The organism is uncultured Modestobacter sp. (assembly GCF_947486615.1).
GTDB lineage: Bacteria > Actinomycetota > Actinomycetes > Mycobacteriales > Geodermatophilaceae > Modestobacter.
This window is the reverse complement of the sequence record NZ_CANKUD010000016.1, coordinates 64,823-83,102: the sequence shown is the minus strand read 5'-3', so window position 1 is coordinate 83,102 and position 18,280 is coordinate 64,823. Positions and strand designations below refer to the sequence as shown.

Annotated in this window: 20 protein-coding genes and 1 riboswitch; of the genes, 10 read left to right on the top strand and 10 right to left on the bottom strand. The window is 76.0% G+C overall.

The window, feature by feature from the left end:
• Positions 1–140: 140 nt before the first annotated feature.
• Positions 141–1,388 (top strand): MFS transporter, encoded by a 1,248-nt coding sequence (locus Q1A09_RS21465; RefSeq protein ID WP_299960029.1) that lies wholly within the window; start codon positions 141–143, stop codon positions 1,386–1,388.
• A gap of 162 nt (positions 1,389–1,550) precedes the next feature.
• Here Q1A09_RS21465 and Q1A09_RS21460 read toward each other — a convergent pair whose 3' ends face one another.
• Positions 1,551–2,345: a methyltransferase domain-containing protein gene (locus Q1A09_RS21460; RefSeq protein ID WP_299960026.1), complete on the bottom strand. Its 795-nt coding sequence runs from the start codon at positions 2,343–2,345 to the stop codon at positions 1,551–1,553.
• 127 nt (positions 2,346–2,472) lie between these two features.
• Here Q1A09_RS21460 and Q1A09_RS21455 point away from each other — a divergent pair, with 127 nt between their 5' ends.
• Positions 2,473–2,892, top strand: coding sequence for a TfoX/Sxy family protein (locus Q1A09_RS21455; RefSeq protein WP_299960023.1), 420 nt, complete (start codon positions 2,473–2,475; stop codon positions 2,890–2,892).
• On the opposite strand, the gene Q1A09_RS21450 is transcribed toward Q1A09_RS21455, so the two are convergent.
• From Q1A09_RS21450 to Q1A09_RS21440, 3 genes are all read right to left on the bottom strand, one after another.
• Complete coding sequence (locus Q1A09_RS21450) at positions 2,795–4,003, bottom strand: Dyp-type peroxidase (RefSeq protein ID WP_299960020.1); 1,209 nt, start codon at positions 4,001–4,003, stop codon at positions 2,795–2,797. The genes Q1A09_RS21455 and Q1A09_RS21450 overlap by 98 nt on opposite strands.
• Positions 4,004–4,155: 152 nt before the next feature.
• Positions 4,156–4,803 carry a hypothetical protein gene (locus Q1A09_RS21445; protein ID WP_299960017.1) on the bottom strand — a complete coding sequence of 216 codons (648 nt, stop codon included), beginning with the start codon at positions 4,801–4,803 and terminating at the stop codon, positions 4,156–4,158.
• Between the two features lie 149 nt (positions 4,804–4,952).
• The gene (locus Q1A09_RS21440; RefSeq protein WP_299960014.1) at positions 4,953–5,237 is read right to left on the bottom strand and encodes a glycerol-3-phosphate dehydrogenase C-terminal domain-containing protein; all 285 of its coding nucleotides are present in this window, start codon (positions 5,235–5,237) and stop codon (positions 4,953–4,955) included.
• A gap of 193 nt (positions 5,238–5,430) precedes the next feature.
• Between Q1A09_RS21440 and Q1A09_RS21435 the strand changes: the two genes are divergently transcribed.
• The 6 genes from Q1A09_RS21435 (at position 5,431) to Q1A09_RS21410 (ending at position 10,046) form a co-directional block, all read left to right on the top strand.
• Positions 5,431–5,781, top strand: a complete 351-nt coding sequence (locus tag Q1A09_RS21435) for a lipid asymmetry maintenance protein MlaB (protein ID WP_299960011.1) — start codon at positions 5,431–5,433, stop codon at positions 5,779–5,781.
• Positions 5,782–5,900: 119 nt separating this feature from the next.
• A riboswitch (cobalamin riboswitch) is annotated at positions 5,901–6,090 on the top strand.
• A 62-nt stretch (positions 6,091–6,152) separates the two neighbouring features.
• A complete protein-coding gene (locus Q1A09_RS21430) occupies positions 6,153–7,130 on the top strand; it encodes an ABC transporter substrate-binding protein (protein WP_299960008.1) in 978 nt (325 codons plus the stop codon).
• A complete protein-coding gene (locus Q1A09_RS21425) occupies positions 7,127–8,167 on the top strand; it encodes an iron ABC transporter permease (protein ID WP_299960005.1) in 1,041 nt (346 codons plus the stop codon). The genes Q1A09_RS21430 and Q1A09_RS21425 overlap by 4 nt, the downstream gene beginning before the upstream one ends.
• Positions 8,164–8,931: an ABC transporter ATP-binding protein gene (locus Q1A09_RS21420; protein ID WP_299960002.1), complete on the top strand. Its 768-nt coding sequence runs from the start codon at positions 8,164–8,166 to the stop codon at positions 8,929–8,931. The genes Q1A09_RS21425 and Q1A09_RS21420 overlap by 4 nt, the downstream gene beginning before the upstream one ends.
• Positions 8,928–9,647: a ferredoxin gene (locus Q1A09_RS21415; RefSeq protein ID WP_299959999.1), complete on the top strand. Its 720-nt coding sequence runs from the start codon at positions 8,928–8,930 to the stop codon at positions 9,645–9,647. The genes Q1A09_RS21420 and Q1A09_RS21415 overlap by 4 nt, the downstream gene beginning before the upstream one ends.
• 51 nt (positions 9,648–9,698) lie before the next feature.
• Positions 9,699–10,046, top strand: coding sequence for a helix-turn-helix transcriptional regulator (locus tag Q1A09_RS21410; protein WP_299959996.1), 348 nt, complete (start codon positions 9,699–9,701; stop codon positions 10,044–10,046).
• Positions 10,047–10,106: 60 nt separating this feature from the next.
• On the opposite strand, the gene Q1A09_RS21405 is transcribed toward Q1A09_RS21410, so the two are convergent.
• Complete coding sequence (locus Q1A09_RS21405; RefSeq protein WP_299959993.1) at positions 10,107–10,346, bottom strand: hypothetical protein; 240 nt, start codon at positions 10,344–10,346, stop codon at positions 10,107–10,109.
• 72 nt (positions 10,347–10,418) lie between these two features.
• Between Q1A09_RS21405 and Q1A09_RS21400 the strand changes: the two genes are divergently transcribed.
• Positions 10,419–11,660 carry an arginine deiminase gene (locus Q1A09_RS21400; protein WP_299959991.1) on the top strand — a complete coding sequence of 414 codons (1,242 nt, stop codon included), beginning with the start codon at positions 10,419–10,421 and terminating at the stop codon, positions 11,658–11,660.
• A gap of 2 nt (positions 11,661–11,662) precedes the next feature.
• Here Q1A09_RS21400 and Q1A09_RS21395 read toward each other — a convergent pair whose 3' ends face one another.
• On the bottom strand, positions 11,663–13,591 hold the full coding sequence (locus Q1A09_RS21395; protein WP_299959988.1) for an alpha/beta hydrolase: 1,929 nt from the start codon (positions 13,589–13,591) through the stop codon (positions 11,663–11,665).
• 117 nt (positions 13,592–13,708) lie between these two features.
• Positions 13,709–14,467, bottom strand: coding sequence for a zf-HC2 domain-containing protein (locus Q1A09_RS21390; protein WP_299959985.1), 759 nt, complete (start codon positions 14,465–14,467; stop codon positions 13,709–13,711).
• Positions 14,468–14,515: 48 nt separating this feature from the next.
• Here Q1A09_RS21390 and Q1A09_RS21385 point away from each other — a divergent pair, with 48 nt between their 5' ends.
• Positions 14,516–15,070 carry a sigma-70 family RNA polymerase sigma factor gene (locus tag Q1A09_RS21385; protein WP_299959983.1) on the top strand — a complete coding sequence of 185 codons (555 nt, stop codon included), beginning with the start codon at positions 14,516–14,518 and terminating at the stop codon, positions 15,068–15,070.
• A 112-nt stretch (positions 15,071–15,182) separates the two neighbouring features.
• Here the strand turns inward: Q1A09_RS21385 and Q1A09_RS21380 are convergent, their stop codons facing one another.
• The 3 genes from Q1A09_RS21380 to Q1A09_RS21370 all read right to left on the bottom strand — a co-directional run bounded on the left by Q1A09_RS21380 (position 15,183) and on the right by Q1A09_RS21370 (position 18,240).
• Positions 15,183–15,974 (bottom strand): DUF4184 family protein, encoded by a 792-nt coding sequence (locus Q1A09_RS21380; RefSeq protein ID WP_299959980.1) that lies wholly within the window; start codon positions 15,972–15,974, stop codon positions 15,183–15,185.
• A 79-nt stretch (positions 15,975–16,053) separates the two neighbouring features.
• On the bottom strand, positions 16,054–17,040 hold the full coding sequence (locus tag Q1A09_RS21375; RefSeq protein WP_299959978.1) for a cytochrome c oxidase assembly protein: 987 nt from the start codon (positions 17,038–17,040) through the stop codon (positions 16,054–16,056).
• 267 nt (positions 17,041–17,307) lie between these two features.
• On the bottom strand, positions 17,308–18,240 hold the full coding sequence (locus Q1A09_RS21370) for a DUF5926 family protein (RefSeq protein WP_299959975.1): 933 nt from the start codon (positions 18,238–18,240) through the stop codon (positions 17,308–17,310).
• Between the last annotated feature and the right edge of the window lie 40 nt (positions 18,241–18,280).

Here is an 18,280-nt window from a genome sequence, read left to right as displayed (position 1 = left end):
CGGGTCGCCGTCCAGGGTCCGGCCATGTTGGCCAACATGGCCGTCGTCCCCGGCGTGGCCCGGTGAGGTTGCACGTGGAACGTGCGCCGTGGGCGAAAACGGACGACGCCGTCCTCGGGCCCGGCTAGGGTCCGGTCCTCGTGAGCCGCATCGGTGAGGTACTCGTCCCGGCCCGGCTCGGCAGCAGCTTCCGCTGGCTGCTCGCCTCCTCCTGGACCTCCCAGCTCGGTGACGGCATCCTGCTCGCGGCCGGGCCGCTGCTGGTCGCCTCACTGACCGGCGACCCGTTGCTGGTCGCCCTCGCCGCGACCGTGCAGTGGCTGCCGGCGCTGCTGTTCGGGCTGCTCGCCGGGGCTCTGACCGACCGGCTCGACCGGCGGCTGATCGTGCTCGTCGTCGACCTGAGCCGCGCCGCCGTGCTGGTGGTGCTGACCCTGGCGGTGGTCACCGAGCGGGTGACGATCGCCGTGGTGCTGGCAGCACTGTTCCTGCTGGCCACCGCCGAGGTGTTCGCGGACAACAGCTCGCAGACGCTGGTGCCGATGCTGGTGGCCCGGGATGACCTGGCGGTGGCGAACTCCCGGCTGCAGACCGGGTTCATCACCGTCAACCAGCTCGCCGGTCCGCCGCTCGGCGCAGCGCTGTTCACCGTCGGCGCCGCGTGGGCGCTGGGGGTGCAGGCGGTGGCGATCGCGCTGGGCGCGGTGCTCGTCACCCGTGTCGTCCTGCCGGCCCGGGAGCCGCGCACCGGCGCGCGCACCGCGATGCGGCACGACATCGCCGAGGGGGTGCGCTGGGTGCGGCACCACGCCGCCGTCCGCACCCTGGTGCTGACCATCACGATCTTCAACGTCACCTTCGGCGCCGCCTGGTCGGTGCTGGTGCTCTACGCCACCGAGCGGATCGGGCTCGGCGAGGTGGGCTTCGGGCTGGTCACCACCGTCGGCGCCGTGGGCGGCATCGTCGGTGGCCTGACCTACGGCTGGATCACCCGCCGGGTGAGCCTGAGCGACCTGATGCGGATCGGCCTGGTCGTGGAGACCCTGACCCACCTCGCGCTGGCCCTCACCACCAGCGCCTGGGTCGCGCTGCCGGTCTTCTTCGCGTTCGGTGCGCACGCCTTCATCTGGGGGACGACGTCGGTCGCCGTCCGGCAGCGGGCGGTGCCCGGCGCCCTGCAGGGGCGGGTGGGCAGCGTCAACGTGGTCGGCGTCTACGGCGGGCTGGTGGTGGGCTCGGCGTTGGGCGGCGTGCTCGCCCAGCACTGGGGCGTCACCGCACCGTTCTGGTTCGCCTTCGCCGGGTCGGCGGTGTTCGTGGTGCTCATCTGGCGCTCGCTGCGGCACATCGCGCATGCCGACGAGGCGCCGGTGCCGGCAGCCGCCTGAGCACGGCGCCGCCGCAACGCCGGACAGGGTCAACCCGCACCAGGTGACGTTGAGCCGCGCCAGCACGCGGCTCAACGTCACCTGGCGCGGCTCAACCTCCCGGCCCAGCCCGAGTCCTGGCCCGGCTCGACCTGACCGGGCTCGACACGACTGCGCCGGTGCTCAGACCCGGATGAGGAGCTCGCCGTGGAGCATGCCGAGCCAGCCGTCCTCGGCCGCGGCCCAGTCCAGCCAGGCGTCCGCGATCTCCTGCAGCTGCGCCGGGGTGGCCAGGCCGTAGGCCACCGCCTGCTCGGCGAAGGCCGACGACGTCGCCCGCCCGGCCCACGACCGGCCCCACCACTCCCGCTCGGCGGGACTGGCGAAGCACCAGGCGGAGGTGGTCGCGGTGACCTCCCGCAGCCCGGCGGCGTGCGCCCAGGACACCAGCCGCCGGCCGGCGTCGGGCTCGGCGTCGTTGTGCCGGGCCACCTGCCCGTAGAGCTCCAGCCACCGGTCGAGGCCGGGCGCGGCGGGGAACCAGGTGGTGGCCGCGTAGTCGACGTCCCGGACGGCGACCACTCCCCCGGGCCGGCACACCCGGGCCATCTCGCGCAGCGCCGCCACCGGGTCGGTCAGGTGCTGCAGCACCTGGTGGGCGTGCACCACGTCGAAGGAGCCGTCCGGGAAGTCCAGCGCGTAGCCGTCGCCGACGGCGAACTCGACGTCCACCCCCGTCCGGGCCGCGAGCTCCCGGGCCTCGGTCAGCGGCGCCGACGCGACGTCCAGGCCGACGACGCGCCCCGGCCCCACCCGGGCGGCCAGGTCGACGGTGATCGTGCCCGGACCGCAGCCCACGTCGAGCACGTCGAGCCCGGGGCGCAGCTCCGCGAGCAGGTAGCCGGCGGAGTTCTCGGCGGTGCGCCAGCGGTGCGACTGCAGGACGGGCTCGGCATGCCCGTGCGTGTAGGTGTCCACGCCGACATCATGGCGCTCAGTACCGCTCAGTGGGACTTGTTTCCCAGTGAGCGAGACCGGACCATCAAGACGGACATCCGGTGCCGGCAACCGCCCGGGCGACCCGTCGACGCGGCATGCTGCGCGCATGACCTACGACCGGGAGCTGGCCGACGGTGTGCGGGCCGCGTTCGCCACCCAGCCGGGGCTGTCGGAGAAGGCCATGTTCGGCGGCCTGGCGTTCCTCGTCGACGGCGCGATGGCCGTGGCCGTCGCCGGGCAGGACGGCCTCATGGTGCGCTGCGACCCGGCCCTGGCCGGCGAGCTGGTCGCCGCCCACGGGGTGGACCGGATGGTCATGCGCGGCCGCGAGCTGGACGGCTGGCTCCTGGTGCGGCCCGACGTGCTGGACGACGAGGCGCTGCGCCGCTGGGTCGGCATCGGCCGCGCCGGCGCGGCCGCGGCCGGCGTCAGCTCTCCAGCAGGGTCTGCCCCAGGTACTGCCCGGGCGCCACGCCGGGGAGCACCGCGAACACCGCCGACCCGACGGGCGTCGTCCACTGGTTGAGCAGGTCGAGCTCGTCCAGCCGCTGCTGGATCGGCACGAACTGGGCGGCCACGTCGGCCTGGAAGGCGATGAACAGCAGGCCGCTGTCGCTGAGCTGCCCGGGGGGCGGCGGGGCGGCGTAGTTGTAGGGCCGGCGCAGCATCCGCTCCCGGCGGTGCAGCGGCCCGGCGCGCCGGATGTGCGCCGCGGTGTCGATCACCGGCAGGCCGTCCTCGCCGACCGCGGTCAGGTCGGCCGGGTGCTCCTCCCGGGTGCCGGTGAGCGGCGACCCGTCGCTCAGCCGGCGACCGACCACCCGTTCCCTCGCCGGCCGGTCCTGCTCGTCCCAGGCATCCAGGTGCATGGCGATGCGGCGCACGACCATCCCGGTGCCGCCGCGCAGCCACCCGGGGCCGTCGTCGCCGACCCACACGAGGTCGTCCTCGACGCCGTCCAGCGGCTGGACCGTGCCGTCGACCTGGCCCATCAGGTTGCGGTGGGTGAGCCCGGCGGGCAGCGAGCCGGCGCTGTTGCGGAAGCCGTGCTGCACCCACCGCACGGTGCCGAACGGCCGCGCCTGCTTGGCCAGGACGCGCACCGCATGCGCCACCGTGACCGCGTCGTCGGCGCACACCTGCACGACCACGTCACCGCCGGACCAGCGCTCATCCAGCCGGTCGATGCCGAAGGCCGGCAGCGGGGCGAGCCACTCGGGGCGGCGGTCGGCCAGCCCGGTCACGTCGAAGGCGCCGGGGCCCAGCCCGACGGTCACGGTCAGGCCGGCCGGCACCGTGGCGAGCTCCGGTTCGGTGTCGCCCAGCGCCGGGACGCCGGCGGTCAGCCGTTCGGCGTCCTGGGTCCAGGCCCGCAGCAGCCGGGTCAGGTCGGCGGGGGTGGTGCCCGCGGCGAGGTCGACGGCCACCAGGGTGGCCGCCGCCTGCGGCGGCGTGCGCACCCCGGCCTGGTGGGTGCCGTGGAAGGGCACCGTCGACCGGCCGGTGGCGTCCTCGGGGAGGGCGGGCGCGGTGGCCGGCTCGGCACCGAGTGCGGTGCCGGCCAGCCCGACGGTGGCACCACCGACGACCGCGCCACCGCCGGCCAGGAACGCCCGGCGGCTCAGCCGCGAGACCATCAGCCGTCCCCACCCGTGCCGGCGCCGGGGGCCGCGAGCTCCAGGTGGCCAGCCGCCGGGGCGATGACAATGCCGGCGGGCATCAGCGTCAACCGGTTCACGATGAGTTGGTCGTCCCCCGGCGGTGCCCAGTTCCCGCACAGCCCGAGAGCTCACTCCCAGACGGTGGGGTGGCCCTCCGCGGCCCGGACCAGGTGGGCGGCAGCGTCGCCCAGGCCCTCGACGACGAAGCCGAAGGCGACGAGCACCTCTCCGACCGCGGCGGTCATCGTGTCCTGCACCGCCCCCTCGGCCAGCCGCCCGCGGGCCTGGCCGAGCGAGATCCGGTCGTGCTGGGCCCAGGAGACGATCACCGCCTGCTGCGCCGGGCTGGGGGTGAGGCACACCCCGCCGAGGGCCTTGCTGGAGGTGCGGCCCGAGCAGTCGTGCAGCGGCAGACCGGCCTCGGCCAAGGCGGCGGCGACCTCGCAGACCAGCCCGGTGAGCGGGTCCGCGTCGGAGATCAGCAGGTCCCAGTCGTCGGCCAGCCGGTCCAGCTGCGCGGAGAGGTGGGCGAGGAAGGCGCGGTCGTCCGGGGAGAAGCGGCGGGCCAGCGTGCCGTCGTCCCGGCGGACGCCGTAGGCGGCGACCACCGCGTCGGTGGGCACCCCGGAGGAGACCTCGGAGAGCGCGGCGTCCACGTGGGTCGGGAACGGCCCGGCCACCACCTGGGCACCGCCGTCGACCAGCCACCAGCCCAGGTCGGCGACCGACTCGACGGTCGTCGCCTCCGGACCCGGGGTCCCGTTCGACACGCTCACTGAACACTCCTCTCCCCCGACGCCGGCGGGGAGACCGGCGCCGGCCCCACCGCACCGGTGCCGCGGTCGGCGGACCATCCGAGGTCCTCGACCGGTTGCTGCACCGGAACGGCCCGACCGGACGACGTCCGGTTGCGCCTGCGGAGGAGCTATCGGCAGCTCAGGTGCAAGGCGCAACTCGAACCGGAGGCCCAGAGCTCGGCGAGCACCGCTCCGGCCACCGCCACGGCGCGCTCCCGGTCGGAAGTGCCCAGGCCAATCCGGGTGCGCCGGTCCAGCAGGTCGGCCACGGTGCGCGCTCCCTCGGAACGGACGGCGAAGCGCAGCTCCCCCACCGTCTCCTCCCGTCCCTCGACCACCAGCCCACTCCCGAGCGCAGCGACCACAGGGGCCTCGGTGCCGTACCGGTGCACCAGCCGCGCCGGGGCGTCCACCCGGGCGCTGGACGCCCGGCGGCACGGCTCGGGCTGCCTGCTGGTCGTGGCTGGACCGGGAGATCGGCCCGGTGGGCGCCGACGTGCTGCGTGCGGTGGAGCGGCAGCTGGACCCGCAGGGGATCGTCAACCCCGGGGTACTGCTGCCCGACTGGTCGCGTTTCAGCAGCTCAGACGGGGTATGGGTGTGCCCATGTCCAGCGGTCACGACCACGCCACCGAGCCCGGCTCGGGCGAGGTGCTCCGGATCGAGGACCAGACCGGGCCCCTTCTCCGCTTCGCCGGCCGGATCGACCGCGAGGCCGTGCGCCGCTTCCGGCTGCTGGTCCCGCCGACGGCGTGGCCGGAGCGGGCCGACCTGGCCGCGGTCACCGCGATCGACCCGGCCGGGCTGGAACTGCTGGTGCACCTGAGCCGCAAGCCCCAGCGCCGGGGGCAGCAGCTGCAGCTGCTCGCCGTGCCGACCGAGCTGGAGGCGCCGCTGGCGCGGGCCGGGCTCTCCCGACTGCTCCCCCACCCCGGCGCGGCACCGACCACCACCTGATCGAGCCCCGCACCACTCTCCTCGTCACGGGACGCGGCGGGGCGGCCCGACCGGGACGCGAGCGGGCGCACCTGCACAGCTGCGCAGGTGCGCCGTTGGCAGGCCGGGGCACCGCCTCGTAGCGTCCCGGCTGCCGTGGTGCTCGGGAAGCCGGTGGAATGCCGGCGCGGCCCTCGCCACTGTGAAGGGGTAGTTGCTGCGCCACGCCCGCGTCCTGCGCGGGCAGTCACTGGACCGACCGGTCCGGGAAGGCGGCGCGGCCGCAGCGACCCCTGAGCCAGGAGACCGGCCACGGCACCGAGTCCGTCCACGAGGTGCTGGAAGGCGGCTGCATCCGCATGCCCATGTCAACGTCCACCCGATCCGCCCTGATGACCGTCGCCCTGTCGGCGGGGTTGCTCGCCGGCTGCGGCTCCGACCAGCCCGACACCGCCCGGGCCGCCGACGCCACCGCGGGCTTCCCGGTCACCGTCAGCAGCTGCGGCCACGAGGCCACCGTGCCGGCCCCGCCCGAGCGCGCGGTGACCATCAACCAGGGGGCCACCGAGGTGATGCTCGCCCTGGGCCTGGCCGACCGGATGGTCGGCACCGCCTACCTGGACGACGCGGTCGCCGACCGCTGGGCGCAGGAGTACGCGAGCGTCCCGGTGCTGTCCGAGGAGTACCCGGACACCGAGACGCTGCTGACCGCCGAGCCGGACTTCGTCTACGGGTCCTACCTCACCTCGTTCGCCGGGGACGCCGCCGGTTCGCAGGCCGACCTCGCCGACCTCGGCATCCCCTCCTACGTCTCCCCGTTCGGCTGCGGCCGGGACACCCCGGGCGAGTCCGCCGGCGCCGACGGCGTCACCTTCGACGACGTCTGGGGCGAGCTGCGCGACGTCGCCAGCGTCTTCGGCGTGCAGGACCGCGCCGAGGAACTGGTCGCCGAGCAGCAGGAGCTGCTGGCCGACCCGGCGATCGCCACGGCCGGCGAGGGGCTGACCGTGTTCTGGTACGACAGCGGCGACACCACGCCGTTCACCGGGGTGGGCGAGGGCGGCCCGCAGCTGCTGATCGACTCCGTGGGCGCCACCAACGTCTTCGCCGACGTGCCCGGCACCTGGGCCGACGTCAGCTGGGAGCAGGTGGTCGCCGCCGACCCCGACGTCATCGTGCTGCCGGAGGCCGTCTGGTCCACCGTCGAGGAGAAGAAGCAGTACCTCGCCGCGGACCCGGCACTGTCGGCGCTCACCGCCGTCCGGGAGGAGCGGTACGTGGAGCTGCCGTTCACCGAGTCGACCCCCGGCGTCCGGAACGCCGACGGCGTGGCCTCGCTCGCCGAACAGCTCACCGCGCTCGGCCGGTGACCGCGCTCAGCGCGCTGCGGCTGCCCCGGTCGCCGGTGCTGGTCGTCCCGGCGCTGGTCGCCCTGCTGGTGCTCAGCGCCCTGGTGGCGGTGACGATCGGCTCGGCGGACCTGTCGCTGGGCACGGTCGTGCGCGCGGTGTTCGCCCGGGACGACGTCCCGCTGCTCACCGAGCACATCGTGTGGCAGCTGCGGCTGCCGCGGATCGCCGGCGCGGCCCTGGTCGGCGCGGGGCTGGCGCTGTCCGGCGCCGTGGTGCAGACGCTCACCCGCAACGCGCTGGCCGACCCGTACCTGCTGGGCATCTCCGGCGGGGCGTCGGTGGGCGCGGTGCTGGTGATCGTGCTCGGCGTCGGCGTCACCACGCTGGGCGGTCAGCTCGCCGTCTCCCTCGCGGCGTTCGCCGGGGCGGTGCTGGCGCTGGCGCTGGTGCTGGCACTGGCCACCGGCCGCAGCGGGGCGCTGCCGCCGGGCCGCACCGTGCTGGCCGGGGTCGCGGTCGGCCAGCTGGCGTACGCGGTCACCTCCTTCGTCGTCCTCTCCTCCGGCGACAGCGACGCCGCCCGGCGGGTGCTGCGGTGGACGGTCGGCTCGCTGGCCGGCACCCGCTGGGACGCCGTCGCGGTGGCCGCCGTCGTCGTCGGCGTGCTGGGCGCGGTGGTGCTGGCCGGCTCCCGGGCGCTGGACGCCTTCGCCTTCGGTGACCGCGCCGCGTCGAGCCTGGGCGTGCCGGTCGAGGTGACCCGGTGGGTGCTCTACGGCACGGTCGCCCTGCTCACCGGCGCGATGGTGGCGCTGGCCGGGTCGATCGGGTTCGTCGGCCTGGTGGTGCCGCACGCCGTCCGGCTGGTGCTCGGGCCGCTGCACCGGCGGCTGCTGCCGGTCGCCGCCCTGGTCGGCGCGGTCTTCCTGCTGTGGGCCGACACGCTGGCCCGCACCCTGCTCGGGGACACCGAGGTGCCGATCGGGGTGCTCACCGCGTTCGTCGGGGTGCCGCTGTTCGTCGTCCTGCTGCGCCGCGAGCGGAGCCGGTCGTGACGCTGCAGGTCGAGGGCGCCACCTGGGCGGCCGGCGGCCGCACGGTCGTCGACGGCGTCGGGTTCACCGTGCCCACCGGCGGGGTGACCGGCCTGCTCGGCCCCAACGGCTCGGGCAAGACGTCGCTGCTCCGCGGGGTGGCCCGGCTCAGCCGGCTGTCCGGCGGCAGCGTGCGACTGGACGGCGACGACGTGCTGGCTCTCCCCCGCCGGGCGCTGGCCCGGCGGGTCGCGGTGATGGAGCAGGACGCCGGCACCGAGCTGGACCTGACGGTCGCCGACGTCGTCGGCCTGGGCCGCACCCCGCACCGCAGCCTGGTCGCCGCGGAGTCCGACGCCGACCGGGCCGCGGTGGCCCGGGCGATGGACCGGGCCGGGGTGACCGGGCTGGCGCACCGCAGCTGGCCGACGCTGTCCGGCGGCGAGCGCCAGCGGGTGCAGCTGGCCCGCGCACTGGCCCAGGAGCCGGAGCTGCTGGTGCTCGACGAGCCGACCAACCACCTGGACGTCGCCGCGCAGCTGCAGCTCATGCGGCTGGTGCGCGAGATCGGCGTGACCACCCTGGCCGCGCTGCACGACCTCACGCTGGCCGCCCGGTTCTGCGACGAGCTGGTGGTGCTGCAGCACGGGCGGGTCGCCGCCGCCGGGCCGGTGGCCGAGGTGCTCACCCCCCGGCTGCTGGCCGACGTGTGGGGCGTGCGCGGGCAGCTGGTCGACTCCCCCTTCGGCGACGGCCCGCTGGTCGCGATCGCGAGCGGGCCGTGACCCGGCGGGTGCTGCTGGTCGCCCGCACCGGCCTGCACGCCGATCCGGTCGGGGCGCTGCAGCCCGCGGTCGCCGCGCTCGCCGCCGGCGGCACGGACGCCCGGGTCGCCGTCCTGGACGGGCACGGCCCGACGGTGACCGCCGCCCTGGACGACGCCCGCGCGGACCGGGTCACCGACGTGGTCCTGGTGCCGGCGCACCTGCCGCCGGACCGCTACCTGGTCGCCTGGCTGCGCCGGGTGGTCGCCCACTGGCTGCGCTCGGTGGAGGACGCCCCCGCCGTCCACCTGGCGGAGCCCCTCGCGGCGACCGGCGAGGTGGCGGCTGCGCTGGCCCGGACGGCGACGGGACCGACCACCCGGCTGGGCACCGCGGCGGCGCCGCTGACCGTGCCGGCGTGGGAGCGGGTGCCGGCGCACCGCCGGCACGTGCTGGCCTGCCGCGGCCCGCGGTGCGCCGCGCTCGGCGCGGCGGAGGTGACCGCGGCGCTCACCGGTGAGCTGGACGCCGCCGGCCTGGGCGACGACGACGTGCTGGTGACCGCCACCGGCTGCCTGTTCCCCTGCGCCCGCGGACCGTGGCTCGTGGTGCACCCCGAGGACACCTGGTACGGGCAGCTCGACGCCGACCAGGTGCCCCGGATCGTGGCCGAGCACCTCGTCGGCGGCCGCCCGGTCGAGGCCTGGCGGGTGCCTCGAGGTGACCCACCGGGGTGACCGCGCACCGAGACCGGCCGGCTCCGGCCGCCGGCCAGCTACCCTGACCACGTGGGTCACCAGGGCATCGAGGGCTTCGCCATGCCCGAGCCCGACGAGGTGCGCCGGGCCGCCGAGGCGCTGCGGATGCTGGGCGACCCCACCCGGCTGAACATCCTGTGGGCCCTGATGCAGGGCGAGACGTCGGTGGCCTGCCTCGCCGAGCTGGCGCACACCTCACCCACCGCGGTGAGCCAGCACCTGACGAAGCTGCGGCTGGCCGGGCTGGTCACCAACCGGCGCGAGGGCACCTTCGTGATCTACACCCTCGCCGACCGGCACCTGGAGGCGCTGCTGCGCCAGACGCTGTCGCACGCCGGTCACCGACCGCCGACCGAGGCCGAGCTCCAGCACGGCTGAGCCCCGCCGCCGACCCGGTCTGCGGGCACGGCGCCGGCCGGGAGACCCGCGGCGAGCCGGTCAGCCGCGCGGGCGACGCCCCACCGGGGGCAGCCGGGCAGCCAGCGCCCGGGTGCCGTAGCCGCCGACCACGGCGGCCGCGACCAGCACCAGCAGCACCCCGACCAGGCTGATCTGCTCGACCCCGACCAGCTGCAGCAGGAGCAGCAGCACCGCGGCCACCAGCAGGGACAGCCCGGCGGCGAGCAGCACGACCAGCCACCGGGGCTGACCGCCGGGGGGCGGGTCGACGGGGGTCACCCCGGTAGTGGACCACGCGGCCGCACGGGCCCGGGCTGGCCGCGCCGAGCAAGATCCAGCAGGCTCGGGGGCATGAGCGCCCCGAACACCGCGACCCCCGGCGTCACCAGCGAGGTGGGCCGGCTGCGCACCGTGCTGCTGCACCGGCCCGGCGCCGAGCTGCGCCGGCTGACCCCGCGCAACAACGACGAGCTGCTCTTCGACGGCGTCCCGTGGGTCGCCCGCGCCCAGGAGGAGCACGACGCGTTCGCCGCGGCGCTGACCGAGCGCGGGGTCGAGGTGCTGCACCTGGACCGGCTGCTCGCCGAGGTGATGGCGGTGCCCGACGCCCGCGCCGAGGTGATCACCGCCGCCGTCGACGACCCGCGCCTGGGGGCCACGCTGCGGCACGCCACCACCGCCCACCTCGACGGCCTGGCCCCGGCGGACCTCGCCCAGGCGCTGATCTCCGGGGTCGCCCACGACGAGCTGCGCGGCGGCCGCGGGCTGGCCTACCAGCTGATGGGGCGCGGTGAGTTCGTCGTCCCGCCGCTGCCCAACCTGATGTTCACCCGCGACTCCTCGGTGTGGGTCGGCGGGCAGGTGGCCGTCACCTCGCTGGCCATGCCGGCCCGCGACCGGGAGAGCGCGCTGACCGCCGCGCTCTACACCCACCACCCACGCTTCGCCGGTGTCGAGCAGCTCTACGGGCCGCACCTGGAGCACCTGGAGGGCGGCGACGTCCTGCTGCTCTCCCCGGGCGTGGTGGCGGTCGGCGTCGGCGAGCGGACGACGGCCGGCGGGGCCGAGCGGCTGGCCCGGCGGGTCTTCGCCCGGGGGCTGGCGCACACCGTGCTCGTCGTCCCCATCGCGCAGGAGCGGGCGACCATGCACCTGGACACCATCGCCACGATGGTCGACGTCGACGCGATGGTCATGTACCCGGCGGTCGCCGACACCCTGCAGGCCTGGACGGTCACCGCCGGCGACGAGCCCCCGGACGCCGCGGACACCACCGAGCTGTCGGTGCGCGGCCCGCAGCCGTTCCTGGTCGCGGCCGCGGCGGCGATGGGGATCGACCGGCTGCGGGTGATCGACACCGGCCTGGACCCGGTCACCGCCGAGCGGGAGCAGTGGGACGACGGCAACAACACCCTCGCCCTGGCTCCCCGGCTGGCGGTGGCCTACGAGCGCAACACGGTCACCAACGCCGCGCTCGAGGCGGCCGGCATCGAGGTGCTGGCCATCGCCGGGTCGGAGCTGGGCAGCGGGCGGGGCGGCCCGCGGTGCATGTCCTGCCCGGTGCTCCGCGACCCGCTGCCCGCCGCGCGCTGAGGTCAGGCGCCCGGGTCGAAGGCCTGCACCGCGGGCAGGAACACCTGCTCCCGGAGGACGTCGCGGCGGGCCGGGCTGCTGGTCAGCTGCACGACCGCCAGGCCGGCGGGCGTCTCGGCCAGGGCCAGGTCGACCCGCTGGCCGAGGTCGTCGACCTGGTACAGGTCCCAGCTGAGCGACCCGGTCTGCACCTGGTCCACCGGCCGGGGCGCGTCGCCGCCCAGCTGGGCCGCCAGCTGCTGCAGCACCTGGTCGGGCGAGGCACCCGGGGCCACCTGCTGCACCAGGGTGACCAGCGGCGACTGCTGGAACACCCCCGGCAGCACCTCGGCCCACCCCTCCGGCCGGACGCCGGAGACGCCCAGGTCCTCGTTCTCCCAGGGCACCGTCTCCACGGCCACGCCCTCGGCGGTGAACACCGGCGGCTCGACGTCCTCGACGCAGGAGACGTCGGGCTCCGCGTCCGGGTCGGCCAGGAACTCCTGCACCAGCTGCGCCGCGCACTCGTGGGTGCCCACCGAGCCGTGCCCGGTGTAGGGGAACTCGACGAAGACCGCGTTCGAGAGGTCCTCGGCCAGCTGCTCGCCCCAGCGCGGCGGCGTGATCGGGTCCAGCTCGCCGGCCAGCACCAGGGTGGGCAGGTCGCTGCTGACCGCCTCGTCCTCGCCCGGGCCGCCCTCCCCGGCGCCCCAGTCGGCGCAGACGTCGAAGATGCCGGGCCCCTGGGTCGGGTTGCCGGTGAAGAAGCCCTCGACCAGCGGGTGCTCGGTGGCCGCCTGCGCCACGGCGTCCCGGTCGCTGGAGCTGACCTCCTCCTGGCACTGCACGGACAGCTGCTGCCCCACGCTCACCAGGTCCAGCTGCTGGGCCGAGGCGCCGAGCAGCAGGCCGATGGTGCCGAACTCGCCGTTCGCGGCCTCGTCGATGACCTCGGGCAGGAAGGGGATCAGCTCGGTGGAGTACATGCTCTGGAACAGGAACCCGACCAGGCCGGCGCCGTCCAGCGGGCTCTGCACCCGCTCGCCGGTCGTCGGGTCGACCACGGTGACCGGGACCGGGGCGGCGTCCAGCTGCGCGACGAGGTCGGTGACGGTCTGCTCGAGGTCGGGGAAGCGCGCGGCGCACCCGGCGTCGGCGGCGCAGGTGGCGAACAGCGCCTCGATCGCCCGGGCGGCGTTGCCCGGGCCCTCCTCGTACAGGTCGGCGTCGATCGGGTAGGCGGCGTCCAGCACCACCGACCGGATGCCCTCGGGTTGGTCGCGCACGGCGGTCTGCGCGAGCCGGGTGCCGTAGGAGATGCCGTAGAGGTTCCACTCCTCGAGCTCCAGCGCGCGGCGCAGGTCGTCGAGGTCGGCGGCGGAGGCTGCGCTGTCGTAGTCGGCGAGGTCGATGCCCTCGTCGACCAGCCGCTGGTTGCACTCCGCCAGCGACGCGGTGGCCTGGGCCGCCAGCTCCTCGACCGGCTCACCGGACCCCAGCGACTCCCGGACCCAGGAGCTGTACTCGTCGCACGCCAGCGACGGCTCGCTCAGGCCGGTGCCCCGCTGGTCGAGGAGGATCAGGTCCCGGTCCTGGGCCAGCGGCTCGTACAGCTGCTCGAACGCCAGGGGCACGAACTCCAGCGCGCCCTGCCCCGGCCCGCCGGACAGGTAGACGACCGGGTCGTCGGCCGGCTCCTCGGCGGCGGTGCGGACCACCCCGAAGGCCAGGGTGACCGTGCCGGCGTCCGGGTCCTCGCGGGCGGCCGGCACCTCCAGCGTGCCGCAGTCCAGCTCGACGCCGGCCGGCACCTCGACCTCGCAGGCCCCCCACTCGACCGCCCGCGGCGCAGCACCGGACGTCGCCGCGGCGTCCCCGTCGTCCCCCGAGCCGGTGCACCCGGCCAATAGGAGGAGCAGGGCGAGCGGCACAGCCGCCGGACGACGATCCACGTGGGCACTCTCCGCACTCGATGACGCGTTGGTAGCTCTCCGGTGCCGGCCACGCCGGTCGATCACCGCGGGCAGTCAACCAGGTCAGCGGCCCGCCGGCCCGTCCTCCTCGCCAGGTCAGGCGGCGCGGCGCTCCCCGGCGGACGCGGTCGCGTCGCGCGGCCAGTCGGCGCGGGCGTCGTCGTCCGCCGCTCCCCAGGCCGGCTCGTCGACCGCCGGGACGAGGCGCTGCGGCCACTCCCGGGCCCGGCCGACCGGGCCGGTGGGCCGCGTCCTGCTCCGCAGCGCCAGCACGCTCACCAGCACCGCCCCGGCCAGCAGCAGCAGGTGGCCGACCGCCCGGCCGGCGTGCACGTGCCCGGCACCGAGGTCGGCGACGGTCACCCAGGTCAGCACCGCGGTGAACGGCAGCAGGAACGGCAGCGAGCCGGTGGCCAGCCGGGGCAGCACTGCGACGCCCAGGAAGCACGCGGCGAGCCCCAGGTTCCAGGCCCCGGTCTCGTGCGCCAGGTGCACCGGGGCGCTCATCCCCGTGCCGGTGCCGCCCAGCGCGGGCAGGCTCACGGCCAGCTGCCCGGCCCCGACGACCAGCAGCGCGAACCGGACGACGGTGTCCAGCCACCGGCGTCGTGCACCGGCCGCCGGCGCCGGGACGGGCGCGGTCGCCGGCAGCCGGCCCAGCACCGCCGCGGTGACGTCGGGCACGGCGGCCACCGGGGTCAGCCGGGCCCGGCGGGTCACCTCGGCGGCGGCCTCCGCCCAGTTCCGGCAGGCCGGGCAGCCGGCCAGGTGCTCGTCGACCGACCGCTGCGGGCGGCCCGGGGACTCGCCGTCCAGACCGGCCGAGACGGCCTCACGACACGCTGCACAGCTCACGCTGGCATAGTCGCCGCCGACAGACGCAGAGTTCCCGGAGGGTGGAACGTGGGGCAGCTGGAACGTCTCGCGGCACGAGCAGCCGAGGGCGACGCTGCGGCGCAGGCGGAGCTGATCCGGGCGACGCAGGCCGACGTGTGGCGGCTGTGCGCCCACCTCGCCGACCGGCAGGTGGCCGAGGACCTCACCCAGGAGACGTTCCTGCGCGCCCTGCCGGCGCTGGCCCGGTTCGAGGGCCGGTCCTCGCTGCGCACCTGGCTGCTGTCCATCGCCCGCCGGGTCTGCGCCGACCACCTGCGCGCCCGCACCCGGCGCAGGCTGGTGCTGGTCGGCGAGGACACCGAGCTGGCCGACCTGGCCCGCGACGTCCCGGCCGACGAGGTGGGCGGCACGGTCGCCGCCCAGGACGTGCTGGACCGGCTGGAGCCCGAGCGCCGCGAGGCCTTCGTGCTCACCCAGCTGATCGGGCTGCCCTACGCCGAGGCCGCCGAGGTGGTCGGCTGCCCGATCGGCACCATCCGCTCCCGGGTCGCCCGGGCCCGCGCCGACCTGGTCGAGGCCCTCATCGCCGCCGACCACCCCCGCTCCCGCCGCCCCTCCTGACCCGTTCCCGCCCCAGCCCGGCCAGGCCCGGCCCCGCCCGGCCATGTTGACGAACATGGCCGGGGGCGTTCCAGCCCCGCCCGGCAATGTTGACGAACATGGCCGGGGGACGTCAGCGGCGAGCGACCTGCTCCTTGCGACGGCGGGTCCCGGCGCGGTGCACGTGCCAGCCGACGGCGTAGACCACCAGCACCACGATGAACGCAGTCCCGCCCTCGACCAGGAACGTCCGCAGCTCCGCCTCGACCACCCCGGCCCGATCGAGGACCCCGCCCACCCGGTAGGCCTCGCGGACCTCCCCCAGCCGCCGCGCCGCGGCCACCGCCCCGGCCACCACCGCCACCGCACCGATCAGCACGGCAAGCCCGGTGCGCCACGGCCGGGGCAGCAGGACGCCGTCCGGCACCGGCTGCGGCGGGGTGGCCCGCCACCAGCGCACCAGCCATCCGAGCAGAGCCGCCCCGCCCAGCACGCTGAAGGCGACCTCCAGCCGCAGCGCCCAGGGGGCGCCCGGGGCGCGGGTCAGCTCGTCCCACACCAGGTGCGTCGCCGCCCCGATGACCAGGGACACGGCGATGAGGCCCAGCGCCGCCGGGCGGCGCCAGCGGAACCCGCGGGCCGCGGGCGCCGCCCGCCCGGCGGCCGACGGTGGCAGCAGGGCGAGGACCGGGCGCTTGAGCAGCAGCTGGAAGGTGGCCAGGAGCACCGCCCCGATGAGCGGGTCCAGCCAGAGCACGGACGACAGCTCGTGCGTCAGCGTGAGGTTGTAGTCACCGCCGAGCCACTGCAGCGACACGTAGTAGGGCAGGTCCGGGGCCAGCGCGCCGGCGACCAGCGCCGAGGGCACCAGCGGAGTGCGCAGCAGCGGCAGCACCACCGCCGGGTGGGCGAGGGTGAACGGCACGGCAGCAGGCTAGGGGGCGCGGACGCCGGCCTCCGGTACCCCGACCGGCCCGCGCGACCGTGTCACCGACGGCCGTCGGTCAGGGGTTCTGGGCCGCCATGCGGCGCAGCCGCTCGTTGTAGGCGACCAGCGCCGGGTCGTCGCCGCTCTCCCCGCGGGCGATCGCCCGGTCCCGGGCGCGGTCGGCGGCCTTGTTCGACCGCTCCTCCGACCGCACCCAGGAGAAGAACACGACCGCGAGCACCAGGACCGTCGGGAACTCCCCGAAGGACCACGCGATGCCCCCGGCCAGGCCCTGGTCGTAGAGCGGGTCGATGCCCCAGGACTCCGGCGGGGTCGCGTAGCTGGTCAGCAGCAGCGAGCTGCTCATCATCACGATGACCCCGAAGAACGCGTGGAACGGTGCCGGGAGCAGCAGCTCGAGCATCCGGGCGCCGTGCCCGGAGCGCCGCGGCCAGGGGTCGACGGCCAGGATCGGCCCGAAGAACAGCAGCCCGGTGACCAGGAAGTGCAGCAGCATGAACGTGTGCCCGGGCACCGTCGACATCAGGTCGTCGAAGATCGGCGTGAAGTAGAGGCCGTAGAGGCTGGCGATGAACAGCGGCACGGTGAACAGCGGGGAGGCGACCGCCTGGCCCAGCCGGCTGTGCAGCCCGGTCAGCAGCAGCCGCCGCGGCATGCCCGACGGGCCCTGCGCGGCCGGCAGCACCCGCAGGGCCAGGGTCACCGGCGCGCCCAGCAGCAGGAACAACGGCGTGATCATGCTCAGCACCATGTGCTGCACCATGTGCAGGCTGAACAGCACCATCCCGTAGGACTGCAGCCCGCTCGCGGTCACGTAGAACAGGCTCGCGCAGCCGGCCAGCCAGGACGCCGTCCGCAGCGGTGACCAGCTGATCCCGCGCTGCCGCAGCCGGAGCAGGCCGACCAGGTACGCCACGGCCAGCAGCACGGCCAGCCAGGCGACCGGCGAGGCCGCACCCAGGTCCAGCCCGAGCACCCGGCCGGTCGTCGGCGGGAGGTCCGGCATGTGCATCGACCCCATGCCGCCGTGCTCGTGGTCCACGTTCGTCCTCCCTCATGCCCGCCGTGCCGGGTCCACGGTAGGCCCGCCGCGCGCAGGGGTGCCTGCGGAGCTGCACACGTGACCCCGGACACTGTCTCCGGAACGAGTTCGGCCGTTCGCCTGGAGGCAGGCCGCCGGTTGCCGATGCCGCTGGTGGGCGCAGCCGGCCGGACGCCGTTCGCGTGACCGCCGGGTCGTGGTCGCCTCCGCACGGGGGGAGGCGACCACGGCCCGGCCCTCAGCTCTCCGGGCCCGACCCAGCGGCGGTCAGCGCAGGGTGACCTGGCGGGACAACAGCCCGGCCCGGGCGCGGCGCTCGTCCGCGGTGAGCGGCTCGGTCACTGCGAGGGCGGCCTCCAGCCGGGTCTGCAGCTCGGCGGACGGGCCGGCCCAGTCCGCGCCCGGCGTCTCCGCCGGCACGTCCCACACCGGCACGAGCAGGCCGAGGGCACGGAAGGCGCCGGCGTAGCGGGTGCCCTCGCCCAGGGTCAGCTGCTCGGCGGCCCGCAGCCGGGCCAGCGCGTCGAGCAGCTGCTCCTCCGGCTCCGGCCGCACCCACCGGACGTGCGCCCGGTCGTCGCTGGGCCGGCACCAGTAGGCGGCCTCGAGCCCGGCCAGCCGCACCGTCGGCATGACCATCTCGTTGGCGTGCTGCAGCCCGGCCCGGGCGGCCGGGTCGACCTGGGCGCCCTCCAGCCAGAACTCGAAGTCGTCGTGCACGGTGACCTCGAAGGGCGCGGAGAGGTCCAGCAGCTCCTGCAGCCGCGGCCCGGCCGAGCCGGCGCCGCCGATCGGGCCCGGGTCGACCGGCGCACCCGCCGGGGCCTCCAGTGCGGCCGCCAGCGCCGTCCCCAGGTCGCGGCTGACGTCGTCGGAGGACGTGGCCAGCTGGACGCCGAGCAGGATCTCGCCGTTGGCGCGCACCAGGGCCGGGGTGCCGCCGGGCAGCACGCTGGCCAGGGTGACCGAGCGGCCGTCGGTGGTGGTCAGCGTGGCGGTCGCGGCCGGCACCAGCTCGCGCAGCGCGACCCAGTCGATCTCGGCGGGCAGGCCCTCGAAGGGCCGCAGCACCGGCTGGGCGTAGCCCGAGCCGTGGCAGTGCTTGTAGCGGCGGCCGGATCCGCAGGGGCAGGGGGCCTTGGGGTTGACCTCCCCGGCGGCGGGGGCGACAGCGGCGGCGGAGCGCTTGCGTGGAGCCATGCCCGCCAGCCTATGTGGCTGCCTCCAGCGGAACCCGCGA